This window comes from Tepidamorphus gemmatus (assembly GCF_004346195.1).
Classification (GTDB): Bacteria; Pseudomonadota; Alphaproteobacteria; order Rhizobiales; family Tepidamorphaceae; genus Tepidamorphus; species Tepidamorphus gemmatus.
Genome location: NZ_SMAK01000001.1, coordinates 474,747 through 493,969, shown reverse-complemented (window position 1 = coordinate 493,969; position 19,223 = coordinate 474,747). Strand labels below are relative to the sequence as shown.

General features: G+C 69.1%; 19 protein-coding genes and 1 pseudogene. 8 read left to right on the top strand and 12 right to left on the bottom strand.

Annotated features, from left to right (window positions below):
- Positions 1-9 precede the first annotated feature (9 nt).
- Positions 10-906 carry an oxygen-dependent coproporphyrinogen oxidase gene (gene hemF, locus EDC22_RS02305; RefSeq protein WP_245499587.1) on the top strand — a complete coding sequence of 299 codons (897 nt, stop codon included), beginning with the start codon at positions 10-12 and terminating at the stop codon, positions 904-906.
- 104 nt (positions 907-1,010) lie between these two features.
- Here the strand turns inward: hemF and EDC22_RS02300 are convergent, their stop codons facing one another.
- The 4 genes from EDC22_RS02300 to EDC22_RS02285 are packed head-to-tail and all read right to left on the bottom strand — an operon-like array spanning position 1,011 to position 3,821.
- Complete coding sequence (locus EDC22_RS02300) at positions 1,011-2,249, bottom strand: CCA tRNA nucleotidyltransferase (RefSeq protein WP_132804970.1); 1,239 nt, start codon at positions 2,247-2,249, stop codon at positions 1,011-1,013.
- Entirely contained in the window at positions 2,246-2,509 is a 264-nt protein-coding gene (locus EDC22_RS02295) for a DUF6111 family protein (protein WP_132804969.1), read from the bottom strand. The genes EDC22_RS02300 and EDC22_RS02295 overlap by 4 nt, the downstream gene beginning before the upstream one ends.
- On the bottom strand, positions 2,509-3,198 hold the full coding sequence (locus tag EDC22_RS02290; RefSeq protein WP_245499586.1) for a CoA pyrophosphatase: 690 nt from the start codon (positions 3,196-3,198) through the stop codon (positions 2,509-2,511). The genes EDC22_RS02295 and EDC22_RS02290 overlap by 1 nt, the downstream gene beginning before the upstream one ends.
- Entirely contained in the window at positions 3,195-3,821 is a 627-nt protein-coding gene (locus tag EDC22_RS02285; protein WP_132804968.1) for a DUF1285 domain-containing protein, read from the bottom strand. The genes EDC22_RS02290 and EDC22_RS02285 overlap by 4 nt, the downstream gene beginning before the upstream one ends.
- A 173-nt stretch (positions 3,822-3,994) precedes the next feature.
- On the opposite strand from EDC22_RS02285, the gene EDC22_RS02280 reads away from it, so the two are divergent.
- From EDC22_RS02280 to EDC22_RS02265, 4 genes are read left to right on the top strand one after another with little or no spacing between them, the layout of a single operon-like run.
- Positions 3,995-4,999: an AAA family ATPase gene (locus tag EDC22_RS02280; protein ID WP_132804967.1), complete on the top strand. Its 1,005-nt coding sequence runs from the start codon at positions 3,995-3,997 to the stop codon at positions 4,997-4,999.
- A 9-nt stretch (positions 5,000-5,008) separates the two neighbouring features.
- Positions 5,009-5,956, top strand: a complete 948-nt coding sequence (locus EDC22_RS02275; RefSeq protein WP_245499585.1) for a DUF58 domain-containing protein — start codon at positions 5,009-5,011, stop codon at positions 5,954-5,956.
- Positions 5,956-8,763: a DUF4159 domain-containing protein gene (locus EDC22_RS02270; RefSeq protein WP_132804966.1), complete on the top strand. Its 2,808-nt coding sequence runs from the start codon at positions 5,956-5,958 to the stop codon at positions 8,761-8,763. The genes EDC22_RS02275 and EDC22_RS02270 overlap by 1 nt, the downstream gene beginning before the upstream one ends.
- Position 8,764: 1 nt before the next feature.
- A complete protein-coding gene (locus EDC22_RS02265) occupies positions 8,765-10,834 on the top strand; it encodes a hypothetical protein (protein WP_132804965.1) in 2,070 nt (689 codons plus the stop codon).
- Positions 10,835-11,017: 183 nt separating this feature from the next.
- Here EDC22_RS02265 and EDC22_RS02260 read toward each other — a convergent pair.
- The 4 genes and pseudogenes from EDC22_RS02260 to EDC22_RS02245 form a co-directional block, all read right to left on the bottom strand.
- Positions 11,018-11,347: pseudogene (locus EDC22_RS02260) on the bottom strand (GNAT family N-acetyltransferase); the annotation flags it as partial.
- A 233-nt stretch (positions 11,348-11,580) separates the two neighbouring features.
- The gene (gene bfr / locus EDC22_RS02255; RefSeq protein WP_132804964.1) at positions 11,581-12,060 is read right to left on the bottom strand and encodes a bacterioferritin; all 480 of its coding nucleotides are present in this window, start codon (positions 12,058-12,060) and stop codon (positions 11,581-11,583) included.
- Between the two features lie 218 nt (positions 12,061-12,278).
- Positions 12,279-12,620, bottom strand: a complete 342-nt coding sequence (locus EDC22_RS18045; protein WP_245499584.1) for a (2Fe-2S)-binding protein — start codon at positions 12,618-12,620, stop codon at positions 12,279-12,281.
- Between the two features lie 148 nt (positions 12,621-12,768).
- A complete protein-coding gene (locus tag EDC22_RS02245; protein WP_132804963.1) occupies positions 12,769-13,704 on the bottom strand; it encodes a LysR family transcriptional regulator in 936 nt (311 codons plus the stop codon).
- Between the two features lie 119 nt (positions 13,705-13,823).
- Between EDC22_RS02245 and EDC22_RS02240 the strand changes: the two genes are divergently transcribed.
- The gene (locus EDC22_RS02240; protein ID WP_132804962.1) at positions 13,824-14,804 is read left to right on the top strand and encodes a glutathione S-transferase family protein; all 981 of its coding nucleotides are present in this window, start codon (positions 13,824-13,826) and stop codon (positions 14,802-14,804) included.
- Between the two features lie 22 nt (positions 14,805-14,826).
- Here the strand turns inward: EDC22_RS02240 and EDC22_RS02235 are convergent, their stop codons facing one another.
- Entirely contained in the window at positions 14,827-15,276 is a 450-nt protein-coding gene (locus EDC22_RS02235; protein ID WP_245499583.1) for an NUDIX domain-containing protein, read from the bottom strand.
- A gap of 386 nt (positions 15,277-15,662) precedes the next feature.
- Between EDC22_RS02235 and EDC22_RS02230 the strand changes: the two genes are divergently transcribed.
- Positions 15,663-16,598 (top strand): metallophosphoesterase family protein, encoded by a 936-nt coding sequence (locus tag EDC22_RS02230; protein ID WP_132804961.1) that lies wholly within the window; start codon positions 15,663-15,665, stop codon positions 16,596-16,598.
- On the opposite strand, the gene EDC22_RS02225 is transcribed toward EDC22_RS02230, so the two are convergent.
- On the bottom strand, positions 16,585-17,187 hold the full coding sequence (locus tag EDC22_RS02225) for a hypothetical protein (RefSeq protein ID WP_132804960.1): 603 nt from the start codon (positions 17,185-17,187) through the stop codon (positions 16,585-16,587). The genes EDC22_RS02230 and EDC22_RS02225 overlap by 14 nt on opposite strands.
- Positions 17,188-17,331: 144 nt before the next feature.
- Between EDC22_RS02225 and EDC22_RS02220 the strand changes: the two genes are divergently transcribed.
- The gene (locus tag EDC22_RS02220) at positions 17,332-17,805 is read left to right on the top strand and encodes a YbaK/EbsC family protein (RefSeq protein WP_132804959.1); all 474 of its coding nucleotides are present in this window, start codon (positions 17,332-17,334) and stop codon (positions 17,803-17,805) included.
- On the opposite strand, the gene EDC22_RS02215 is transcribed toward EDC22_RS02220, so the two are convergent.
- Positions 17,793-18,284 (bottom strand): DUF6790 family protein, encoded by a 492-nt coding sequence (locus EDC22_RS02215; protein WP_132804958.1) that lies wholly within the window; start codon positions 18,282-18,284, stop codon positions 17,793-17,795. The genes EDC22_RS02220 and EDC22_RS02215 overlap by 13 nt on opposite strands.
- A 249-nt stretch (positions 18,285-18,533) precedes the next feature.
- Positions 18,534-19,220 (bottom strand): CbtA family protein, encoded by a 687-nt coding sequence (locus EDC22_RS02210; RefSeq protein ID WP_165926752.1) that lies wholly within the window; start codon positions 19,218-19,220, stop codon positions 18,534-18,536.
- Between the last annotated feature and the right edge of the window lie 3 nt (positions 19,221-19,223).

Sequence of the window (19,223 nt, the reverse complement as noted above, 5' to 3'; positions counted from 1 at the left end):
AGAACGACAGTGACGGTGGCCGCAACCCGTACCCTCGAGGATCGCAAGTACACCGCCCGCGCATGGTTCGAATCCTTGCGCGACCGGATCACCGCGGCGTTCGAGGCGCTGGAGGACGAACTTCCCGCCGGCCTGCCGCAATCGGACCGTCCGGCCGGCCGCTTCCTCCGCAAGCCCTGGCAGCGCATCGACCATACCGGCGCGCCGGGCGGCGGCGGGGTCATGTCGACGATGCACGGACGGGTATTCGAGAAGGTCGGCGTACACGTCTCCACCGTACACGGCGAATTCGCGCCGGAGTTCCGCGACCAGATTCCGGGCGCCGACAAGGATCCGCGCTTCTGGGCAAGCGGCATCTCGCTGATCGCCCACCTGCATAATCCGAACGTGCCGGCCGTCCACATGAACACCCGCTTCGTGGTGACGACGAAGGGCTGGTTCGGCGGCGGCGCCGATCTGACCCCGGTGCTCGATCGCCGGAGAACCCGGGAAGATCCCGATTCTGAGGATTTCCATCAGGCGATGCGGGCTGCCTGCGAGGCGAACGGCCGCCCCTGGGAGGAGTATCGGGATTGGTGCGACCGTTACTTCTGGCTCGCCCATCGCAACGAGCCGCGCGGTATCGGCGGCATCTTCTACGACTACCTCGATACCGGCGACTGGGACGCCGACTTCGCCTTCACGCGCGCGGTCGGCGAGGCGTTTCTCGATGTCTATCCGCGCCTCGTGCGGCGCAACTTCGCGCTTGCCTGGACGGAAGCCGACCGCGAGGAACAGCTGGTCCGGCGCGGCCGCTACGTCGAGTTCAACCTGCTCTATGACCGCGGCACCGTGTTCGGCCTGAAGACCGGCGGCAATGTCGAGTCGATCCTGTCGTCGCTGCCGCCCGTGGTGAAGTGGCCCTGACGATTGGCGCAGGTCCGTGACAAGCGGATGCAGGTCCATCCTCGCCGGATGCGACTCGACGGGAAGTGAGGGCAATCCTTGCTTGCGAGAGGCGATGGCCCCTTCTAAGGGCCGGCCCGCTCACGGGCCAGCCGCAGCAGCGCGGTGCGGTCGCCGGCGAAGCCGCCGGCGATCCATTCGGCCTCGAGCTCGGCCAGCAGCCTACCGATCGCAGGCCCAGCCGGAATCCCGAGACTGCGCAGGTCGCCGCCCTTCAGCGGAAAGGTCGGAGCCGTCCAGCGGTCCGGCAGATCGAGGATTCCACGCCAGCCATCGCGGTCGCCGCCCCGGCACGCGAAGGCCAGCCGGGCGCTGTCGCGGTAGCTCTCCGGTCCGAGCCGGTACAGCATGCGCCGCAGTGCCGCCTCGTCCGTGTCTGGCCGCAGGCCACGCCAAGCCTCGGCAGCAACGGCCAGCCGCCTGGCCTGTGCGTTCGACAACCGGAACCGTTCGGACAGGCGCATCGCGTCCTCGCGCACGGCGACACACAGCGCAGCCAGCCGCAGCAGCGGTTCTGCGGCCGCCCCTGCAGCGGCCTCGCACGCCGCCATGCGCTCGAAGGCGGCGAGATAGGGAACGCCCCCGGTCACCAGCCCGATGATGCCGCATTCGGCGGCGATGGTCACGGTCTCGACGGCCCGGGGCGCGACCACCAGACGCAGCGTCTCCTGGCGCAGCCGTTCCCCCGACAGGGCCATGAGCCCGGCGCGCAGCCGGATCGCCGCCGACAGGCCCTCCGGATCGGGGTCGCCGACGCCGTACTGCGCGTGCAGCCGGAAGAAGCGGAGGATCCTGAGATAATCCTCACGGATACGGGTGTCGGCCGCGCCGATGAACCGCACCCGCCGGGCGAGGATGTCGCGGTAACCGCCGACCGGATCATGCAGCGACCCGTCCGCAGCGGCATAGAGCGCGTTCATGGTGAAGTCGCGGCGCCGGGCATCCTCCAGCCAGTCGGCGCCGAAGGCGACCGTCGCATGGCGGCCATGCGTCTCGACATCGTGGCGCAACGTCGTCACCTCGAAGGGATGGCCACTGGCGACGACCGTCACCGTTCCATGTGCAATGCCGGTAGGAACCGCCCGCAGTCCGGCCGCCTCGACGCGACGGATCACCTCCGCCGGCTCGGCGGTGGTGGCAAGATCGACATCGCCGATCGGCTCGCCGAGAAGCGCGTTGCGCACCGCGCCGCCAACCACCCGCGTCTCGACATCCGCATCGTTGAGGGCGGCGAGCACATCGCTCAATGGCGGTGTGCGCAGCCATCCTGCGTCCGGCAGGGCGGGCGGCGCCGCATCGCTCATTCGAGACGACCCGGCTCGATGCGGCCGTCGCGCAGTTGCGCCGGCGTGTAGTCGGCACCGGGTGGCGCCCCGCTGTAGGTTGCCGTCAGCACGAAGGCTGCGATCGCGATCAGCAGCCCGGCGATGGCCAGCCAGTACACCGGACCGCCTTTCCAGGAAGCCCTGTCGAGCGGGTCCACCCTGCTGAAATACAGATACAGTCCGTAAACCACGAACGGCAGCAGGAACAGCGCCAGCTGCATGCCGAGAACCCTGACCATCAGGCGTACACCCGCTGGTACAGGCTGCGGATGATGCCCGCGGTCACGCCCCAGATGGTCTGGTCGGCATAGGAGATCGCGTAGTAGTTGCGCGTCAGGCCACGGAACACGCCCGTCTCCCGCCTGTGGTTGGCCGGCGACATCAGGAACGACAGCGGCACCTCGAAGACGGCCGCGACCTCGTCGGCGTCGACGGCGAGTTCGAACTCGGGGCCGATCATGGCAACGACCGGCACGATCCGGTAGCCCGAACCGCTCTGGTAGAGGTCGAGATAGCCGAGCGGCTCGAACCGGTCGGGGGGAATGCCGATCTCTTCCTGAGTCTCGCGCAGCGCCGCAGCCAGCGGTGAGGCGTCGCGCGCCTCGATCTTGCCGCCGGGAAACGCCACCTGGCCGGGATGCGCGGGCAGATGGTCGGTCCTTCGGGTCAGGATGATCGTCGCCCCGTCCTCGCGCGCGACGATGGGAATCAGGACGGCCGCCCGCCGCAACGGCCCCGGACTGAAGCGGTCGATGGTGCCGTCGTTGAGCACGTGATCGCCGCAGATCGCCGGGCGCTCCGGATCGAGATCCTCCGCCGGCGGATGCCGCAGGAGCCGCTGCCGCGCCAGACTGCGGACCGCGTCAGGCGCGAACAGGGCCGGAGCGGACTGCACCGTGCCGTTCGCCGACCCGATCATTCCGGTCATCGCAACCCCTCCAGCGACTCGGCGGACGCCATCGGGAAAAAGGTCCCATGGCTGCGCACTCCGAACATCCGCGCCCCGCCGACCTCGCGTTCCTCACCGAGTTCCACCAGGTCGTAGAAGACCGCCCGCGTCACCAGCGCTTCCAGTCGCCCACGCACCAGAACGTAGGGTTTCAGGCCACCCGAACTGGGCTCCCGCTCGAATCGCAGCGGATGATGGGCATCGACCTCGACATAGTCGTCGACATTGGTGCGGAAGCCGATCACCTGCTCGTCGCCCGCCCTCCCGACCGCCATCTCGACGGCCAGGAACGGCGCATCGTCGACGCGGATGCCGATCTTCTCGACCGGCGTCACCAGATAGGTCCGCCCGTCGGCGTCCTTGCGCAGCACCGTGGAGAACAGCCGCACCAGCGGCTTGCGGCCGATCGGTGAGCCGAGATAGTACCAGGTGCCGTCGGCCGCGATGCGGATGTCGAGATCGCCGCAGAACGCCGGGTTCCACCGCTCGACCGGCGGGATGCCGCGGCCGGCCGCGGCCCGCGCCGCCTGCTCCAGCGCGGCGAGGCCTTCGGTTGACCGTCCGACTGGCGCAGCCTCGGGTTGCGGTGCGTTTGCGGTCATAGTTCTGCCCATCTCGACCGGCGTCATCGAGTCCCTGTCGTGGACCGGCCCGCCGCTGACGGCCTCGCGTTGGCGGGCATTGCCGTGCCGGCCTCACCGGGGACCCGACGATCACGGGCCTGTGAGCAGTGTCCACTTTCTGAGGCCGACATGGGGGCCATATAGTTCCACGCATGAGCACGATCAATCAGACTGTCCCGGCCGCCGAGGACATCGTGGCGACCGCCGATGCCGTCTCCGACCGAATCGCCACTGTCCGCGCCGAGATCGGCAAGGTCATCTTCGGGCAGGACGAGGTGGTCGAGAAGGCGCTCGTGACGCTGCTGAGCGGTGGCCATGCCTTGCTGGTCGGCGTCCCCGGCCTCGCCAAGACCAAGCTCGTCGAGACCATGGGCGTCGTCCTCGGCCTCGACGCGCGCCGCATCCAGTTCACCCCCGACCTGATGCCCTCCGACATCCTTGGCGCGGAAGTGCTGGAAGAGGCCCCGGGTGGCGGACGCTCGTTCCGCTTCATTCCCGGGCCAATCTTCTCGCAGCTTCTGATGGCTGACGAGATCAACCGGGCGAGCCCCCGCACCCAGTCGGCGCTGCTGCAGGCGATGCAGGAGCATCATGTGACGGTGGCCGGCCTGCGGCACGACCTGCCGCGCCCCTTCCACGTGCTCGCCACCCAGAACCCTCTCGAGCAGGAAGGCACCTACCCGCTGCCGGAGGCACAGCTCGACCGGTTCATCATGCAGGTCGATGTCGGCTATCCGGACCTCGCGTCGGAGCGGCGGATGCTGTTCGAGACGACCGGCTCGACCGAAGCGGAGCTGCGGCGGGTGATGACGCCCGAGGAGCTGATGGCGGCCCAGCGGCTGGTCCGCCGCATGCCGGTTGGCGAGACCGTGGTTGAGGCAATCCTGAAGCTGGTGCGCTCCGCCCGGCCCGGCGAGGGTGATGCCGGGGTCGATGCCAACATCGCCTGGGGCCCAGGTCCAAGGGCCAGTCAGGCGCTGATGCTTGCGGTTCGGGCGCGGGCGCTGGTACAGGGGCGCCTGGCACCGTCGGTGGATGATGTGGCCGCGTTGGCCCGCCCGATCCTGCAGCATCGCATGGCCGTCACCTTCGCGGCCCGCGCGGATGGCATCGACGTCGGTACCCTGATCGACCGTTTCGTTGCGCAGCTCGGATAGTCCGCATTGGTGGTCGCCCGGCCAGAACTCGATACCACCCCGCCCGCGGCAGCCGACATCGGCCGCCAGGCCGCTGAACTGTCGGCGCGCATGCCCGACCTGCTGATCCAGGCGCGACTCGTCGCCAATACCATCGCCCACGGCATCCACGGGCGCAGGCGGGCCGGCCCTGGCGAGACGTTCTGGCAGTTCCGCCATTTCCAGAGCGGCGAGCCCGCCAAGCGCATCGACTGGCGGCGTTCGGCGCGCGATGATCATCTCTATGTTCGGGAGAAGGAGTGGGAGGCCGCCCACACGGTCTGGATCTGGATCGACCGTTCGCCGTCGATGTATTTCCGCTCGCAGCTCGGCCAGGCGCGCAAGATCGAGCGTGCGGTGGTGATCGGGCTGGCGCTGACGGATCTCCTGATCCGCGGCGGCGAGCGGGTCGGGCTGGTCGGACTGATAGCCCCGTCCGCCCGGCGCAATGCCATCGAGACCGCCGCGCAGCTCATCGCGCACGATCCGATCGGCGAGGACCGCCTGCCGACTGAGGTGCCGTTCGGCCGCTTCTCCGATCTCGTGATCCTCGGCGATCTGCTCGAACCCCTGCAGACGCTGGAGGCCGGACTGACCGGCATCGCCGGCCGGCAGGTGCACGGCCACGTCGTGCAGATCCTAGATCCGGCCGAGGAGACCTTCCCCTTTGCCGGCCGAACGGAATTCCACGATGCCGCCAGCGGGCTGACCTATACGGCCGGTCGGGCGGAAGCAATCCGCGGCGCCTATCTCGCCCGCATGGCCGAGCGTCGGCGCCGGCTGCGCGCACTGTCGGACCGGCTCGGCTGGTCGTGCACCGTCCACCATACCGACCACCCGGCGCAGCAGCCGGTCCTGGCGCTGCACGCGCGCCTGTCCGGAGGAAGCAACCCCCGCGCCGGCGCATCGGCGGCCGCTGGCCGGGAGGCTTCGGTCTGATGTCCGGTCTTCCGCTCGCCTTCATCCAGCCCTGGCTCCTCCTGGCGCTCGTGCTCTTGCCGGCGATCTGGCTGCTGCTGCGTTTCACGCCGCCGCGGCCGACCCGCATCGCCTTCCCGCCGACGCGCATCCTGCTGGAGATCGAGCAGCAGGAGGACAGCCGCGCCAAGACCCCGTGGTGGCTCGTGCTGCTGCGCATGCTGATCGCGGCCCTGGTGATCCTGGCGCTGGCCCGACCGGTGCTCAATCCCCAGGTCGTCACCACCGGAGGATCCGGCCCGGTGCTGGTCGTCATCGACAACGGCTGGGGATCGGCACCGCACTGGGAGCGCATGGCGCGCGCTGCGGAGGAGGTGCTGACCGAAACGGCATGGGCCGGACGGACGGCGCTGATCGTCGCGACGGCGACCGACACCGCGCCGTCGCCACCGGCCGATGCGGCCGACGTGCGACGGCGCCTGGCCGGAATCGCGCCCGTCCCCCACGCGCCCGCGCGCATGGCGCTGGCGCCAGCCATCGCCGAGGCGGTGGCACGCTACGATGTGGGCGAGATCGTCTGGCTGTCGGATGGCCTCGCTTATGCCGATGGTGCCGGCTTCGCCGCCGCCCTGAGCGAAACCGGCATCGCCGATGTCGAGGTGGTCGTGCCCGAGGCGTCGTCGCTGCCGCTGGCGCTCGCCCCGGCCGCCAACGAGACCGCCGGCCTGAAGGCGACGATCCTCCGGCCGACCACTGCCGCGCCGCCGTTCGGGGTGCTGCGCGCCCGCGATCTGAAGGGCCGGGTGATCGGCGAGACGCCGTTCACCTTCGAGGCGTCGGCCAACCGGGCCGAAACGGTCATCGACCTGCCGGCAGAGCTTCGCAATGAGATTGGGCGGCTTGAGATCGCCGACCAGCGCACGGCCGGCGCCGTGCAGCTCCTCGACGACCGCTGGCGCCGCCGCGTGGTCGGTCTGATCTCCGGCGAATCGCGCGAGCGCGCCCAGCCGCTGTTGTCGCCGCTCTACTACATCACACGGGCGCTGGCGCCTTTCGCCGATCTGCGTGAGCCACCCGACACCAATCTCGCCGTAGCACTCGACCGCCTGCTCGCCGAAAACGTGTCGACCCTGGTGCTGGCCGATATCGGCACCCTGGTCGGCGACGCGACCGGGCGGCTCGAAAAATGGATCAATGACGGCGGCGTGCTGATCCGTTTCGCCGGACCTCGCCTGGCCGGCGCCGAGGATGACGTGCTGGTGCCGGTCAATCTTCGCAGCGGCGACCGCTCGCTCGGCGGCACGCTGTCGTGGAGCGAGCCGCAGCCGATCGCCGCCTTCCCGGCCACCAGTCCCTTCGCCGGGCTCGAGGTTCCCTCGGACGTCCGGGTGACGCGGCAGGTTCTCGCCGAGCCGTCGATCGACCTGGCCGAGAAGACCTGGGCCAATCTCGAGGACGGGACGCCGCTGGTGACCTCCGAACGGCGTGGCGACGGCTGGATCGTGCTGTTCCACGTCACCGCCGATGCGGCGTGGTCGAATCTGCCCCTGACCGGTGTATTCGTCGAGATGCTGAGGCGCATCGTCGAGCTGTCGAACACGACGTCTGCCGAGGGCTCCTCGCGAGGGGTGCCCGGCGGCGTCCTGCGGCCACTGCGCGCGCTCGATGCCACCGGCATGCTCGGCTCGCCTCCGCCGCAGGCCCGGCCGATCCCGGCGGAGGCTTTCGAAACGACCCGCCCCGGCCGCGAACATCCGCCCGGGCTCTATGGCGAACCGGATGCGTTCCGGGCAATCAATGTCCTCGACGAGACGACGACCCACACCGCGCTGGAGACAACCGGCCTCGCGACGGTGTTCTACCCGGATGCCGAGCCGCGCACGCTCGGGCCATGGCTGCTCGCGGCTGCCGTGATTCTCCTGATCGTCGACGGCATCATCGTGCTGGCGATGACCGGACGCGGCTTCAGGCTGCGTCCGGCTGCCCGCGGCGCGGCGGGGCTGGCGGTGGCGCTCGCCCTTGTCGGCACGTCGGCCGACCGGGCGGCGGCGCAGGACGACCTCGATCCCGCCGACCGGCTTGCGCTGGAGGCAACGCTCGATACGCGCCTCGCCTACGTGCTGACGGGTAACCGCGACATCGACGAGACCAGCCGCGCCGGCCTCGAGGGGCTGACGCGCATCCTCGCCGAGCGCACCGCGCTCGAGCCTGCCGCCCCGCTCGGTGTCGACATCACCCGGGACGAACTGGCCTTCTTCCCGATGCTCTACTGGCCGATCGATCCGGCCGCCGAACCGCCCGGCAACGAGGTGCTGGCCAGGATCGACGCGTACATGAAGCAGGGCGGCACCATCCTGTTCGACACGCGCGACGAACTGGAGGCGCGACCGGGGCTCGACGGCGCCTCGGCGGGACCCGGCATGCTGCGGCTACGCACGCTACTGCGCGGCCTCGACATTCCCGAACTGGAGCCGGTGCCGGCCGATCACGTGCTTACCAAGGCGTTCTACTTGCTGCAGGACTTTCCCGGCCGCTGGCAAGGCGGCACGCTCTGGGTGGAGGCCTCGCTGCGCGATCCCGACGAGGTGGCGCGTCCGGCGCGCAACGCCGATGGCGTCTCCTCGATCATCATCACCTCGAACGATCTGGCCGGTGCCTGGGCGCTGGACGAGGACCGGCGCCCGCTCTTCCCGGTGGCGCCGGGCGGCGAGATGCAGCGCGAAATGGCGTTCCGCTCCGGCGTCAACATCGTCATGTACACGCTGACCGGCAACTACAAGGCCGACCAGGTCCACGTACCGGCCCTGCTCGAACGGCTGGGGCAGTAGCATGAGCTGGTCCGTCGACGTCACTCCGCTGATCGACTGGCGCCTGATCGCCGCGCTGGCGGTCGCCGCCGCCATCGTCTCGGTGATCGGCCTGATCCGACAGATGCCGGGCGCGTGGCTGCGTGCACTGGCCGCCGCGCTGCTCGTCCTTGCGCTCCTCGATCCCGCCCTCAAGCAGGAGGACAGGGAGATCCTGCCGGGGGTGGTCGCCATCGTCATCGACACGTCGGCGAGCCAGACTCTCGGCGAACGCGCCGCGGAGACGGCGGCGGCGCGCGCCGACCTCGAGGCGCGGCTGGCACGGCTACGCGGCTTCGAGCCCCGCTGGATCGAGGTCGGCTCGGCGGGCACCGATGGCACCGAACTGTTCTCGGCGCTCGAGCGAGGGCTCGCCGACGTTCCCTCCGAGCGCATCTCCGGCGTCGTACTGATCACTGACGGGCAGGTGCACGACATTCCCGAGCGCCGCGAACAGCTCGGCTTCGACGCGCCGGTGCACGCCCTCGTCACAGGCAACCGCGAGGAGATCGACCGCCGCCTCGTGGTGCACGCCTCGCCGCGCTTCGGCATCGTCGGACAGGACCAGCCGATCACCTTCCGGCTGGAGGATTTCGGCCCCGTTGCCGCGGCCTCCCCCCGGCGCGCGCAGGTGACCATTTCCCGAGACGGAGACCCGGTCTCGACGATGAGCGTCACGGTCGGCGAGAACGTCACCGTTCCGGTCGAGATCGCCCATGGCGGCAGGAACATCGTCGAGCTGGAGGCGGAAGCCCTGCCGGGCGAGCTGACCTTGCTCAACAATCGCGCCGTGGTCACCGTCGCCGGCATCCGCGACAACCTTCGCGTCCTGCTGGTGTCGGGTGAGCCGCATGCCGGCGAGCGTACCTGGCGAAACATCCTGAAATCGGATGCAGCCGTCGACCTCGTGCATTTCACCATCCTCAGGCCGCCGGAAAAACAGGACGGGACGCCCATCTCGCAGCTCTCGCTGATCGCCTTTCCGACACGCGAGCTGTTCTCGGTGAAGATCGACGAGTTCGATCTCATCATCTTCGACCGCTACCAGAGCCGCGGCGTGCTGCCGGTGCTCTATTACGACAACATCGCCCGCTACGTCGCCAACGGGGGCGCGGTGCTGGTCGCCGCCGGCCCGGAATACGCCGAGCAGGGCAGTCTGTTCCGCACACCGCTCGGACCGGTGCTGCCGGCGGTCCCGACCGGCAGCATCGTCGAACAGCCGTACAGGGCGGCCTTGTCGGAGGCGGGCGGTCGCCATCCGATCACCCGGGACCTCGTGAATGGCGGCGAGGAGCCGACCTGGAGCCGCTGGTTCCGGCTGGTCGATGCCACCGTCGAGGGCGGCGAGACGCTGATGACCGGTCCCGACGGCCGGCCGCTGCTGGTGGTGGACCGGGAGGGCCAGGGCCGTGTCGCGCTGATGCTGTCCGATCACGCCTGGCTGTGGGCGCGCGGCTATGAGGGCGGCGGCCCCTATATCCCGCTGCTGCGCCGGCTGGCCCATTGGCTGATGAAGGAGACCGATCTCGAGGAGGAGGCGCTGACCGCCACCGGCCGCGGCGACGAGCTGATGATCGAGCGGCGGACCATGTCGGAGTCCGTGCCGCCTGCCCTCGTCGAGACGCCGGCCGGCGAAACGGTCGAGGTCGGGCTGACCGAGGTCGAGCCGGGTCTGTGGCGCGGCGAGACGCCGATCCGCGACCTCGGCATCTACCGCATCGCCAACGGCGACCTCACGACGCTGGCCAGCATCGGCCCGGACAATCCGCGCGAGTTCGCGGAGGTGCGCTCCGACACGGAGCAGCTGGCGCCGCTCGCGCGTGCAACCGGCGGCGGCGTGTTCCGCATCGCCGAGCGCGGCTCGGTGTCACTGCCGCGCGTGCTGCCGATGCACGCGGCGACCTCACTTCACGGCAGCGACTGGATCGGGCTGAAGACGTCCGAGGCGTCCGTTCTGCGCGGTGTCCGGGCGCTGCCGCTGCTGGCCGGACTCGCCGGACTGGTTCTGCTCCTCGCCGCGCTCACCGCCGCATGGTATCGAGAGGGGCGTTGAAGCCTCGGCCGGCGCAGGGCGCGCCATGCCGGTCGCGCCTGCGAGCGCACCCTCCACCAGTTCGAGGGCCAGCAGCCGGTCCGGATCGACGGGCCCCGGCAACCGCACCTGGCCGCGCGGAATCGGGCGGAAGCCGGCACGCGCATAGTAGGGCGCGTCACCCACCAGGATGATGAGCCTGTGCCCGGCCTGCCGCGCCGCAGTGATCGAGGCCTTCAGCAGGGCCAGGCCGTGGCCGCGGTTCTTGTAGTCCGGATCGACCACCAGTGGCCCGAGCAGCAATGCCGGCGTACCGCCGATGGTGATCGGCGACAGCCGCACCGAGCCGATCAGCCGGCCATCGGCGAGCGCCACGAAGCACAGGTCGGGGATCGGCACCGTTCCGCGGCGCAGCCGGTAGGCGGTCTTGGCGAAGCGGCCCGGCCCGAAGGCGGCCTCGGCAAGGGCATCGATCTGGGGCCCGTGGCCGGGCTGTTCGAGCTCGATGGTGACGACGCTGGCTGCAGGCGACATGGCGGGCTCCCGTTCCCTCAGTTCGGGCGCCCCGCAGCCGCCTTTCGGGCAGTTTGTCGAGCTGGTCTCGCCTCACACGAGGCGGGTATGACAGGGCGCGACGGATCGATGCGCGCGAATGCGCGCCTCGGCTCGTCGTCGCAGCATGATGCCCGTCATGATCCACAATCCGTCGATCGGACGCGGCCCAATAGCATGGGCCGCCCCGGATCGTCCAGTGTCGGCTGCGCGGCTCAGTCGTCGAACTCGTTGACGTGCTTCTGGGCGTAGAGCTCCAGTCCGATCTGCTTGACCAGATCGAGCTGCGTCTCGAGGAAATCGATATGGCCTTCCTCGTCCTCGGCCAGCTCCTCGAACAGGTTCTTCGACACGCGGTCATTGATCGACGCGCAATAGGCGGCTGCCTCCAGATAGAGACTGCGCGCCTCGTACTCGCCGGCCAGATCGACCTCAAGGATCTCCTTGACGTTCTGGCCGATGCGCAGCGGATTCAGTTCCTGAAGGTTGGGGAAGCCTTCCAGGAAGATGATCCGCGCGATGAACTTGTCCGCATGATGCATCTCCTCGATCGACTCGGCGCGCCACTTCTTCGCCAGACCGGTATAGCCCCAATCCTCGAGCAAGCGGTAGTGCAGCCAGTACTGGCTCACTGCGGTGAGTTCGGAACGCAGCCCCTTGTTCAGGTACTCGATGACCTTGGAATCGCCTTTCATGGAACCCTCTCCTCTTGTATCACCGCCGCTGGCATCTCCACCGGAGCGGTCCACCGTTGCTGTCCCGGGAACGGCGGCAGCGCCAATGCGCCCCGCCGAGCCCGACGCCGACGACACCCTACCGCATCTTTTAGAATGATTCTAGAGATTAAGTCGGACAACGCCAAACGCCGGCTGCGCTATCCCGCCGCAGCCGGTTGGCCGATCGCCGGCGCGCGTCAGACGCCAACGACCTCCCGGATATCGGCCGCTTCGCCGATATCGACGGTCGCGCCCGACCTGCCGACTGCGAACAGAGTGCCGCGCTCGACGGTTTCCCCGACCGCTCCGGCTGCGTCGGACAGCGGGCATCTGGCACTGCACCGGCTCGTGCAGGCGCCGTGCACGGCCGGCAGCGCCTCGTTCATGATCTGGCGGATTGTACGTGCGCAGCGCCCACATTGCGGGCTGCACCCGAGGCAACGGTACACCTGGGCCGGCGTGAACGGACAATCGGGACCCGGCGTAAGGCAGGACCTCACGTCATGGTCGGAGAGGACATTGCAGGAACAGACGATCACGTAACGGGATCCGCAACGACTCGAACGCGGCCGCGCGAGGGTTTGGCGACGCGGCCGCCCACTCAGATACAATTCCCAACTTTCAAAGTCAAATTAAACGACCCTGGCCGCCTCCAACGATCGTGATCGCCGCAGCGGTACAGCGCATTCAGGCCCGGGCAGCGGCCGTCCTGAGACAGGCATCCCAATAGGGCGGATCGCCGAAGCAGCGGCCGAGATGGTCTACGAAGGCCCTCACCTTGGCGGACAGATGCCGCCCCGGTGGATAGAGGGCGTAGGCGGCGACCTCGCGCCACGCGACATCGGTCAGCACCGGCACCAGCCGCCCGGCCTCGATCGACCGGTAGGCAAGGAAGGTTGGCTGGAGGATGATACCAAGCCCGGCCTCGGCCGCATCGACCAGCATCTCGCCATTGTTGGAGGCAAGCCTGGCCGGCACGGAGACCGAGCGCTCGCGTCCCTCCGCATCGACCCACGTGAAGGCCCGGCGCTCGGGCACGTTCGTGTAGCGCAGCGCGACGTGGCCCGATGCCAGATCCTCCGGCCGTTGCGGCCTGCCGTGGCGGGCGAGATAGTCGGGACTCGCGCAGCAGACGTTGCGCACCACGGCAAGGCGCCGCGCGATGAGGCTCGAATCCTCGAGCTGGCCGATCCTCACCGCGACATCGAAGCCCTCGTCCACCAGATCGACGCGGCGGTCGTTGAGATCGAGGTCGATCCACAGGGCCGGATTGTCGGCAAGGAACTGCCGCACGGCGGGCGCGAGATGCATCAGACCGAACGACAGCGGTGCGGCGACCTTGAGACGGCCGGTCAGTGCGCCGTGTACCATCGCCGCCTGCTGATCCGCCTCCTCCAGATCGGCAAGCAACTGGACGGCCCGCTCGTAATAGGCGCGACCGGTGTCGGTCAGGCTGAGCTGGCGTGTCGTGCGGTTGACCAGCCGGACGCCGAGCCGTTCCTCGAGATCCTTGAGCCGGCGGCTGACAGCGGATTTCGCCACGCCCAACCGGTCCGCCGCAGCCCCGATCCCGCCGGCATCGGCAACGTGGACGAAGGTCTCCAGTTCGGCTAGCCGATCCATTGTTCATCCTCACGCAACAATCCCTGCCGTCATACGGCCTTTGCAGGACGTGAACAATGCCTAGATGCACCGACAGACGGACGGTCGCGGCGCACATCGAGGACAGGAGGAGACATCACATGGGCATGCTTGTGAACGGCCGCTGGACATCGGATGACAGCGCGCTTCGATCGGCCGACGGGCGTTTCCAGCGCAGCGAGACACGGTTCCGAAACTGGGTGACCGCCGATGGATCGCCCGGACCGAGCGGGGACGGCGGCTTCCCTGCGGAACCCGGCCGCTATCATCTCTATGTATCGCTCGCCTGCCCCTGGGCGCATCGCACCCTCGTGGTCCGCCGACTCAAGAAGCTGGAGAGCATCGTGTCGGTGAGCATCGTCGCTCCCGTCATGCGCGACGAGGGGTGGGAGTTCTCCGCAGCGTTCCCCGACCATCTGGCCGGCCGCAGCCGGCTCTTCGAGGTCTATCAGGCGGCCGATCCGCAGGTGACCAGCCGGGTGACGGTACCGGTGCTCTGGGACAAGCTGCGCAGCACCATCGTCTCCAACGAATCCTCCGAGATCATCCGCATGCTGAACTCCGCGTTCGATGGCGTCGGCGCGGATACGACGGTGGACCTCTATCCGAAGCCGCTGCGCCGGGAGATCGACGCCGTCAACGACATGATCTACGAGACCGTCAACAACGGGGTCTACAAGGCGGGCTTCGCCGCCTCGCAGGAAGCTTACGAGGAAGCGGTCCATGCGCTATTTGCCACCCTCGACGAGCTGGACCGGCGGCTGTCGCGCCAGCCCTATCTGGTCGGCGACCGGATCACCGAGGCCGACTGGCGGCTGTTCACGACGCTGGTGCGCTTCGATGCGGTCTATGTCGGCCACTTCAAGTGCAACATCCGCCGCATCACCGATTATCCAGCGCTCTCCAACTACCTGCGCGCGCTCTACCAGATGCCGGGCATCGCCGGGACGGTCGATATCCCGCACATCAAGCTGCACTATTATGCGAGCCACCGCGGCGTGAACCCGACGGGCATCGTCCCGGTCGGTCCGGATCTCGATCTCGACGCGCCGCACGACCGCGACCGGCTGTGCGCCGCCTGACCGTTTCCTGCCCTGCGGCAGCCTACCAGTAGGGGCTGGTCGCCGCTCCCTGGAACACCTCGGCGACGCGCCGCCGGGTGGCCGGCGTGGTGCCGTCCGGCAGCGCATCCGCCGGAAAGAACTCGGCGGCGACGATCTCCAGGTTCGCACTCACGGTCCGCGCCTGCGACCAGTCCCTGACGAGAAATGCAACGACATGATCGCCGCGGTGCTCGGCATCGTTGCAGAAGATGCCGTGCAGCTGCGGCACCCCGGTCAGCTGGACGCCCCCTTCCTCGTCGAGCTCGCGCCCGAGCGCGTCGAACACCGTCTCGCCGCGTTCGACGCCACCGCCGGGCAGGTACCAGCCCGGCACGTAGCTGTGCCTGACCAGCAGGACCTGCTGCGGGTCGCGGATGACGATGCCCCGCACGCCGAGCGTCATGCCGCGGCTCAGGCGCCACCATGGCCGGAACACGAGGTGGGTCAGCACTCGGCGCACCCCGCCCTCCCTACCGCGGGGAACGAACCGGTGCGGCAACCGGTGTGCGCCGGGCAGGCCGATCGGCCGTCAACCCGCCATGCGTGCACTGCAACCCCTCCCCGCGCGCGGGCTGGCTGACCCGGACGATGACGTCCACTAGGTGGATGGGAAAGGTTCAGCGATGCAGCTGAACCCTTTTGCCTGGAGCCTGTCATGCTTCGTCTGCTGTTCCGCCGTCGCGGCGCCTATGTCTGGCGCCCGGCGCTCGATCTCCGCGACGGCCGCATCGCGGCCGCGCTGATGACCTTCGCGCCCAACTGAGGCGGGTCGACCACCCCGCGTTCGGGTCCGTCCGTCTGGCCATCGCAGCCCGCCGCCGCTAGAAAGCGCGGGCAATGTTCAGGCTTGCCCATCTCTCCGACCCCCACGTCCCGCCCGACGGACCGCCGCGCCGACGCGACCTGTTGTCGCAGCGAGCGATCGGCTGGGTGAACTGGCAGCGCAACCGCCGCCGCGTTCATGTCCGCCATGTCCTCGATGCGGTTACCGGCGACATCCACACCCATGCGCCGGATCATATCGCGGTAACCGGCGATCTTGCCATCGTCTCGACGCCGGCCGAATGGCGCGCCTGCCGGGCATGGCTCGATCACATCGGGCCACCGGACAAGGTCTCGCTGGTGCCCGGCAATCACGACACCTATGTGCGCCGCGCCGTGACGGGTACGGAACTCGCCTGGCGCGAATACATGGCCGGCGACCCGGACACCCTGGCGCATGGCGGATTTCCCTATCTCAGGCGGCGCGGTCCGCTGGCCTTGGTCGGGTGCTCCTCGGCGATTGTCACTGCGCCGTTCCTGGCGACGGGGAAGGTCGGCCGCGACCAGCTCGCGCGGCTCGAAATGCTTCTCGCCCGCCTCGGCCGCGAGGGTTGGTTCCGAGTCGTTATGATCCATCATCCGCCGACGCGCGAGCCCGGCGACCGCTTTCGCCGGCTTCTCGACGCGCGCGAGGTCGCAGCGGCACTGGAGCGCGCCGGCGCCGAGTTGATCCTGCACGGTCACGAGCACCGCGCCACGCTGCGCTGGCTGCCCGGCCCGGTCGCGCCGATACCGGTGGTCGGCGTACCCTCGGCTTCGGCGCTGGAGCACAGCGGCCGGCCGGCTGCCCAGTACAACCTGTTCGACATTTCCGGGATGGCCGGCGCCTGGTCGTGCCGGATGATCGTGCGCGGCTTTGACGGGGGCGTCCTCCACACACTGTGCGAGCAGGAGCTCCGTACCGGCCGGGACGAGGTCGCGCCGTGCGCTGCAGCTCCTAGGGCAGGCTGAACGTCACGCCGACGACGAACAGTCCGACGGCGCCGATCAACACCCCGAGTACGAAGGCGGTGATCAGGCTTCCCCAGCCGAAGCGCCGCACGGTCCGCTCAACCGTCATCGCCTTGTCCTCCGCCTGTCGGGCGGCGAGCGACACGATCGCCTTGCCTTCCGAGTCGCTTTCCAGCGCCCGTTCGCGCTCGATCAGCCGGTGCGCGACATAATCGGTGACGCGGTTCGCCATCTCGTCGATGCTGGTCGTCTCGAGGATGACCTGCCGTCCGTGCCGGGTGTCCTTCAGGAAACGGTAGGTGCGCTTGTCACGCGCCATCACCACATGGGCCAGCACGTCGATCCACAACCGCGGCGGGGTACCCGGAATCAGAGCGCATTCGAGCAGGTCGGTTCCTTCCGGAATCTCGTCGAAGACGTCCGAAAGCGCATCCTGCAGCAGTTCGAGGCGGGCGATCTCCGCCTCGCGCAGATCGACGATGACGTCCGAGCGCTCGGCCTCGGTTTGACGGGCACGCCGCAGCGCCGCGCGCAGGCGGCTCGTCTCCGCCTGCTTGATCGGCGCCTCGATGATCGTCTCTTCCGACATTGGCAGCTCCGTCTCCGGAAGATTCGGCCCATTAACGACCAGTTTACCATGATCGCTCGCAGAAATCAGGCTTCTATCCCGGTCGACGCGGATCGCCTCTCCCTGATGACCCTGCCTGCGCCCGCTGCTATAAGGGCGCCCGTCATGGATCAGCTTCCCGAAAGTGCCCGCCGTGTCGCCGCCGCCGCCGCGGCCGCCGGTCTTGCGGTGAACGTTGTCGAGATGCCGGACTCGACCCGCACCGCCGAGGAGGCGGCCCGGGCCTGCGGCTGCGAGGTGGCGCAGATTGTCAAGTCGCTCGTGTTCGTCGGAGCGGCGAGCGGCCAACCCTACCTGCTGCTGGTCTCCGGCGCCAACCGGGTCGACGAGATGGCGGTCGCGGCGGAACTCGGCGAGCCGCTGGTCCGTCCCGACGGCCGCCGCGTGCGCGAGATCACCGGCTATGCGATTGGCGGCATTCCGCCGATCGGCCATCCCGAACCGATGCGCACGTTGATCGACGCGAGGCTCCTGACATACGAGGTCGTCTGGGCGGCGGCAGGCACGCCGCGCTGCGTGTTCGCGGTCGATCCGGCCGCGCTCGCCCGCGCCGCCTCGGCCACGACCTACGCCTTCTGATCCGCCTTCCAGGCGACCAGCAGCAGCACCGCCACGACCGTCGGCGTCAGGATGTCGGTATAGAGGATCGGTCCGGCATTGCCAGCCGCCAGATTGCCCGTCTCCGCGATCTGCCGCAAATGGCCGATCGCGGCCCCGCCGAGGAACGACGCCACCACGATCCATGTGGCGGTGCGGAATCCCAGTCGTCCCCAGAAGGCGCCGACCACGCCGGCCAGCCCGATGCCGAGATTGGCGACCCCGACCTCGAACTGGAACGGACTCGTCTGCCAGCCGATCGCCGCGGCCGCTTCGGCAGGAAAGAAGACATGGCCCATGAACGCCCACAGGCTCATCAAGCCGATGACGAAGAAGAAGATCCACCGGAGCAGCCGGTCCGCGACCAGCCGCGCGCCGAGCGGACGCGGGGCCCGCGCGATATCGGCGGCCGCGGCGACGAGCGCCAAGACCCAGGCAAGAATGGGAACGAAGGAAACCATGCCGTCACCTCGCGCGAATCATCGACCGACGACGAGAGTGACATTCCTCGAGGAGACGATGAACCCTGCCCGATCGGCGGGCCCGGGCGCCGGCACCAGGCGCGCCGTTCCGGCCGGAACGACGCGCGGAGCCGGGATCGGGGCGCAACACCGCTCCCGCCACGCCTTGCCCATCGCGGCTCGCAGAGGCGGTCGAGGACGCGGCGGCCAGGCCGGGCCGGCGGCAAGACGTCCGGCCGGCCCGGAGCCTCAGACCGTCCGGTCGGCCAGGCTCATCCGCGACATCGCGTAACCGGCGATCGCCGCAGGAACGATCCACATCAGCGCGTGGATGACGAGCGACGTCGCGGCGAAATGTGCGGCGAGTTCGGCCGGCACGGCGCTCGTCATGCCGTCGGCCTGCGGCGCGCCGACCACATGCGGCAGCACGATCAGCACGAGCCCGCCTATCACCCAGGGAGCGCTGCGGCCGAAATAGATCGCGCCGATCCCGATGGCTGTGGCGAAGGCCGTGAACGCCCACCAGAGCTGCCGCGCGTAAAGATCGGCCGCCGCAACCCCCGGCAGCTCCGGCGCGAGCCCGAGCGCGGGGGCGAGGCCGGTGGCGAAGAAGCCTGCGATGGCGAACGGGATCACCGAGCTGACGTCGATCCGGGCGCCCCTGGCGTACATCACTGCCAGCAGCATCCAGGCATAGCCCACCGCGACAGCGATGGTGGCGACATAGGTGAGGATGGTCCGCATCCCGTCGCCGTGCTCGCCAAGCGCGTGGTCGCCGTGCGCGTGCGCGAGGATTGTCAGGCCCGTGGTGGCGACCTCCTCGAATTCCTCGGCATGGAGGATCATCGGAACCGTCGTGACCGACTGGATCGCGGCCACGATCAGTCCGCCGGCGATGCCTCCCACGAGGCCCGCGGCCAGAATCCGCTTCAGCATGGC

Bases quoted from the DNA above. Each gene is read 5' to 3' on its own strand.
- bfr (WP_132804964.1), bottom strand. From the start codon at position 12,060: ATGAAAGGCGATTCCAAGGTCATCGAGTACCTGAACAAGGGGCTGCGT.
- EDC22_RS02270 (WP_132804966.1), top strand. From the start codon at position 5,956: ATGTCCGGTCTTCCGCTCGCCTTCATCCAGCCCTGGCTCCTCCTGGCG.
- EDC22_RS02225 (WP_132804960.1), bottom strand. From the start codon at position 17,187: ATGTCGGAAGAGACGATCATCGAGGCGCCGATCAAGCAGGCGGAGACG.
- EDC22_RS02215 (WP_132804958.1), bottom strand. From the start codon at position 18,284: ATGGTTTCCTTCGTTCCCATTCTTGCCTGGGTCTTGGCGCTCGTCGCC.
- EDC22_RS02285 (WP_132804968.1), bottom strand. From the start codon at position 3,821: ATGACCGCAAACGCACCGCAACCCGAGGCTGCGCCAGTCGGACGGTCA.
- EDC22_RS02290 (WP_245499586.1), bottom strand. From the start codon at position 3,198: ATGACCGGAATGATCGGGTCGGCGAACGGCACGGTGCAGTCCGCTCCG.
- EDC22_RS02265 (WP_132804965.1), top strand. From the start codon at position 8,765: ATGAGCTGGTCCGTCGACGTCACTCCGCTGATCGACTGGCGCCTGATC.
- EDC22_RS02220 (WP_132804959.1), top strand. From the start codon at position 17,332: ATGGATCAGCTTCCCGAAAGTGCCCGCCGTGTCGCCGCCGCCGCCGCG.
- EDC22_RS02210 (WP_165926752.1), bottom strand. From the start codon at position 19,220: ATGCTGAAGCGGATTCTGGCCGCGGGCCTCGTGGGAGGCATCGCCGGC.
- EDC22_RS02295 (WP_132804969.1), bottom strand. From the start codon at position 2,509: ATGGTCAGGGTTCTCGGCATGCAGCTGGCGCTGTTCCTGCTGCCGTTC.
- EDC22_RS02280 (WP_132804967.1), top strand. From the start codon at position 3,995: ATGAGCACGATCAATCAGACTGTCCCGGCCGCCGAGGACATCGTGGCG.
- EDC22_RS02245 (WP_132804963.1), bottom strand. From the start codon at position 13,704: ATGGATCGGCTAGCCGAACTGGAGACCTTCGTCCACGTTGCCGATGCC.
- EDC22_RS02240 (WP_132804962.1), top strand. From the start codon at position 13,824: ATGGGCATGCTTGTGAACGGCCGCTGGACATCGGATGACAGCGCGCTT.
- EDC22_RS02300 (WP_132804970.1), bottom strand. From the start codon at position 2,249: ATGAGCGATGCGGCGCCGCCCGCCCTGCCGGACGCAGGATGGCTGCGC.
- EDC22_RS02230 (WP_132804961.1), top strand. From the start codon at position 15,663: ATGTTCAGGCTTGCCCATCTCTCCGACCCCCACGTCCCGCCCGACGGA.